This window comes from Bartonella sp. AD13SXNS, assembly GCF_042196465.1.
Classification (GTDB): Bacteria; Pseudomonadota; Alphaproteobacteria; order Rhizobiales; family Rhizobiaceae; genus Bartonella.
Map to the genome: position 1 here is coordinate 1 of NZ_JBHIQI010000032.1, position 5121 is coordinate 5121.

Genomic DNA, 5121 nt, shown 5'->3' on the forward strand with positions numbered 1-5121 from the left:
CTAGACCCTTCAGAAATATCTCCATCTAAAAGTAACTTCAGTTTGCTCTTGCTTCTTGTGTCACCTTGCCCATGAAGTGCTACAAACGCACTATCTTCATCACTCCACAACAATGCATTCTGCTTAATATTGTCAGTAACCTCTGTGTTGCTTTGAGTAATCTCTTTTTGAAGATTCTCAAAAGAGAGCCCTACACCAGCAAAAGCTGCCGCTACAGTACTATAATCTTTATCTTCAACTTTAGTACCATCCTCACTAACGCTCTTAAACTTGAATGTAGGACTTGTCCATGTGCCGTTTTTATAGCTAGCATTACCGCCTAAAGTTTTCGCAACACTATCACCTAGAGCATAGAGCTGATTACCAGCTATAGCATCGCTTGAAGCAGCTGTAATGTCACCATTCTTCAGAGATGTAAGCTTGCTGTTCTCTTTATTGTCTCCATGTGTTGCTACAAAAGCGCCTTTAGATTTATCCCATAACAAGGCGTCTCCTCGAACTTCTTGAGTAATATTCGTGATGCTTTGAGTAAGTTCATTAAACTTATTCGTGAGATTATTATTGACATTCTTGAAATTCTTATCAAGACCTGCAAACGCACTTCCAACATCGTTATAAGAACTCCTTGTTACCTCACCTTTGTCAGAAATATTAGAGATTTCATAAGTTGGAACAGTTAAAGCACCATCTTTAAAGGAGGATTCTCCACCTAAGAACTTAGCAATATCCTCACCAATTTTATTGATCTGACCACCCGTAATTGCATCATGTGAATTTTCAGCAATATTACCATCAGCAACATTATGAAGTCCAACTGGGGAAGAATCCTTACCTTTTCCTAAAGTCACACTCGCATAATTAATGGCACCACTTTCGTCATCTTTTTTATCGTAATGCACAACAGCGGAATCTTCTGACTGTAGACTTTCAGACAGCTCCTTTAAACCTTTATCAAGCTGACCTTTGTTAACCGCTTCATTATCCTGTTCTGCATCTTTCACACCAGAAAGAATCCTATCTTTGCTACTTTTATCCGCAATATTGATTTCACTGCCTTCTACTTCTTTACCAATATTAATAACCTTCGTCTCAGAATCCTGCTTCACAATGCTATCACTGACTACATTAGTCACATCATTATGAACATTCGTAACAGAAGTACTAATATCAGAAAGCGCTTCCGCTATACTATTATAGCTTTCCTCACTTTCTTTGCCTGTTTCATCAACTTTCTTGATAACAAAATTGGGAGCCTTCCATTGTCCATTCTCATCATAGCCAGCACCACCACCAAAATAAGTAGCAACTGTTTGATTCATTGAATAAAGCTGACCACCTGTAACAGCATCTGTTGAGTTCGCGGTAATGTCACCACTTGCAAGAAATGTAATTTTACTGTTTTCTTGGGTTGCTCTAGCGCTATCTTTTTCTTCTTTGCTCTTTTCATGACGCGCTACAAATGCATTGGCTTCCTTGTTCCATAATAAAGAATCCTGCGCTACACCTTCAGAAACCTCCTTAATCCGATCATTAACATTCTTGATATTATCATCAAGCCCTGTAAATGCACCACCAACATCATTAAAAGAGCTGACTGTAATATTTCCATCTTTATCAATCTTCGATAAACTATAGCTCGGCCCTGTAAATGTACCATTACTAAAAGTTGCATTGCCCCCTAAATAAGTAACGACCTTATTATTCGTTTCAAAAAGCTGACTACCCGTAACAGCATCTGTTGAACCAGAAGCAATATCTCCATCTAGAATGTGTGTAATCTTGCTATTAGTTTTTTTATCTGTATCGCCATGCTGAGCAACAAAAGCTGTATCAGTCTCGCTCCATAATAAAGAATCACCTTTAACTTGCTGAGTAATATTCGTTATGTTTTGAGTAAGTGTATCAAACTTATTTGTTATATTATTATTGACAGTCTCAATATTGCTATCAAGCTGCCTTTTGTTAACAGCATCATTATCGTTCTTTGCTTCCCCAACACCAGAAAGAGTTCGAGCCTCACCACTTTTATTGGCGATATTGATTTCACTGCCTTCTGTTTTGGCACCAATAGTGAGACGATTAGTTTCTTGCTCTTGTTGAACAAAGCTCTCGCTTTCCACTTTAGTAACCACATTATTAACCTGTTCAGTCAATTTATTCTGAATATTCGTGATAGAAGTACCAACTCCAGACAAAGCACTCGCTACATCAGGATAAACCTTATCTTCAGAGTTGCCATCACCCTTAATGGACTTAACCGTAAAACTAGGAGCGGTCCATACTCCATCCTTATAACTAGCACCACCACCAAAGGATTTGGCTATATTCGTGGCTACAGTTGTAACATTTTGATTTGTAGTAAACAACTGAGAACCTGTAACCGCTTCATTTGAATCTTCTAAGAGCGCTCCACCTTTTATACCTGTAAGAGTACGCTTTTCATCTTTGTTGTTGGCAATATCGATTTTATCACCATCTGTTTCTTTACCAATAGTGATGTGTTTCGTTGCAGAATCCTGTTTTACGAAACTACTAGCTGCTACTTGTTCTTTTATTTCTTTCAATTGTGCAAAATTCACCGCATCGGTGTTGTCTGTACCTTTTGCCACATTTGTTATCTTTTTACTGCCAGCATCAATACCACCAGTGGTTATTTTCGGACCTCCAGAAATTACTAAACCCGTTGCATCTAAAACATTGTTTCCTGTTGTTACTTTATTGACTGCAATTTCCTTAGCCAGATCAAATTTTACCTTATTGTCTTTCTCTCCTTTTGTAATCGTGAGATTTGTACTTGCTGCTGATAAATCGACTTCGTTCTTTATGCCAACAGTCGTAGCATTTGCACCACCAACAGACAGCTGCCAACCTTGATCTATGTAACTTTGTAATGACTTCAACTGCGCAACATTAACAACATCAGTATCGTTCGTTCCAGCCGCCACTCCTATAATTTGGCGGGTTTTTCCATCAGCACCAATGCTGACAGCACCAAGCGTACTTTTCCATGCAACCCCTTCTTTATCCTTTACTTCTCCTTTAAGAAAAGGATTAAAACCAGCAACACCAGCATCCCTATCGGCCACAGAATTTGAACCTAGCGCAACAGAATCATTTTTTAATGCTTTTGTACTAAATCCTAGAGCTGTACCAGCATCCTGTTCTACCCGCGCAAAACGACCAATAGCAACTGCATCATTCCTTAGTGTCTCTGTATCAGCACCAATAGCAACGCTCCCTCCTCTATGGATGTGCGAATTAGCACCAATAGCAACAGATGCTGCCAGCGGTGTTTTCTCCGGATCATTAGCATCTAACTTCGCCGTCACTTTAGAACCAATAATAACACTGGTCGTGGTTTTCGTAGAAACGCCGTCACCCAAAATAACATTACCTGCGTCTGCATTACCACGTTGCATTCTCGCACTACGTGTCATTTTCGTGTTAGGATCATTTTGTGAAAAACTAGATCCATTAATAATTTCTGTATTCTCATCATTCTGTGCAAGCTGTTGGTCTGCAAAGCTATCAACCACAAACGATCGTGAACTAATGAGAGATTTTTTATATTGCCCCTCTATATTCAACGTATTTTTCGATAACTTATTTCCGTCTTTGATGATAGAATTATTATCACTTGCACTAGAAAGGATTTTTGTTAAAAAATTTGCATAGTCATCAGAAGCATTTAAACTATCAACAGAGATGATGCTTTGTGGATAAGATACAACAGCACTCTTTACACCTTCAAGAAATGTATTTCTAAAATCAGGATTTGCCGAAAAAACAGGGGTAACATTTGATAAAAATGTAGCCGCTGCAGCCAATGAAAGAACTTTAACAAAAGAAAAACGAGAAAGTTTTAATTCACTCGTTTCCTGTGTTCTATATAATTTCTTCATAATAAACTCTCCAATGAAAAATTTAAAAACACCTCCAAAACATAAAAAAGACACATTTTAGCATTAGTTGTTTCTCTGGAATTTGAAATAGAAGATAATTGCTTAGAATGTGAGCGTTTTGAGTGCTTTATGTTGTTGTGTATGTTTTTTATACTGATATCTGAATTTTGGTTTTTTGATTTATGTTTTTTGGACACAAAAGTGATACATTTAGAATGTAATAGGTGTTGATGTATTATTTTATTGCTTAAGTTTGAAAGGTTTTTTTGCATATTTAATGTTACTTTTTTACTTGGCAGTGGCCACTATGAAATGCTTCTCAAAGAGTTTTAATGTGTTTTGTTATTTATAAATTGTAGTTTTATTAGAAAGCAGTGTTTTCTCAATAGAAATTAAAGTGAAAAAATAACAATAAAATAGAAATTGTAATATTTAAGAAGTTTGGATATTTTCGAATAATGAACTTCTTAGGTACATTTTCTTTTTTCAAGTATTATGCAGTGATATATATACTTTTTGTGTATTTTTTATCTTCACACATTACTACCCCCTTTGAAAGTTTATTTCCATCAAAATGAGTATTACTTATAAAAAGCTTCGTTTCTTATAAAAGATATTTGCAAGATATCAAGAAAAAAAGATTCTTTTGAAGTATTTAGAGAAAATAATTCACTGTAGAGGTAAAAATGTAGTTTCTTGGTAACAGTTGCTAAAAGATTTTCTGGGTGTAGAACTCATACTATTGCGTTTATATGCTTAAAAAATTTTGCCCCTACTTCATAAAAGCAAGGGCAAATGGGGGAGTGTTAAATATCTTATTTTTATCATTAATTTAGCGTTAAGTTTATTCCTGCGCTTAACCCCCAATGACCTCCTGAGCTCGTGACAGATAGGTTAGAGCGGATATTTCCACCTTCAGATGTATAACCAGCACCAATAGCAAATGCCGATTGACTCCGCCATACGCCCGTACCAAATGAAACACTCAACTTCCCTGGTGTATCATTATAACGTAAACCTGCTACTGCCAAACCAACAGCAGCTGCTTGCCTTGCCTCCTTGCGAACATCTTCAATGGCATAATTTAACGTCTCAAACTTCATATCTGTATAAGATTTCGACTCGTTAAGACTATCATTGACAAGACCACTAACTTGATCATCCGTATATTTCTTCGCATCATCAAGAACTATCTTCATCTGCTCTTCAGTATAATCAT

General features: G+C 36.7%; 1 protein-coding gene and 1 pseudogene. Both read right to left on the bottom strand.

The window, feature by feature from the left end:
* Nucleotides 1-3902: pseudogene (locus ACFIMQ_RS08900) on the bottom strand (hypothetical protein); the annotation flags it as partial.
* A gap of 827 nt (nt 3903-4729) precedes the next feature.
* On the bottom strand, nt 4730-5121 hold a 392-nt coding region (locus ACFIMQ_RS08905; RefSeq protein WP_375703872.1), incomplete at its 5' end, for a YadA-like family protein.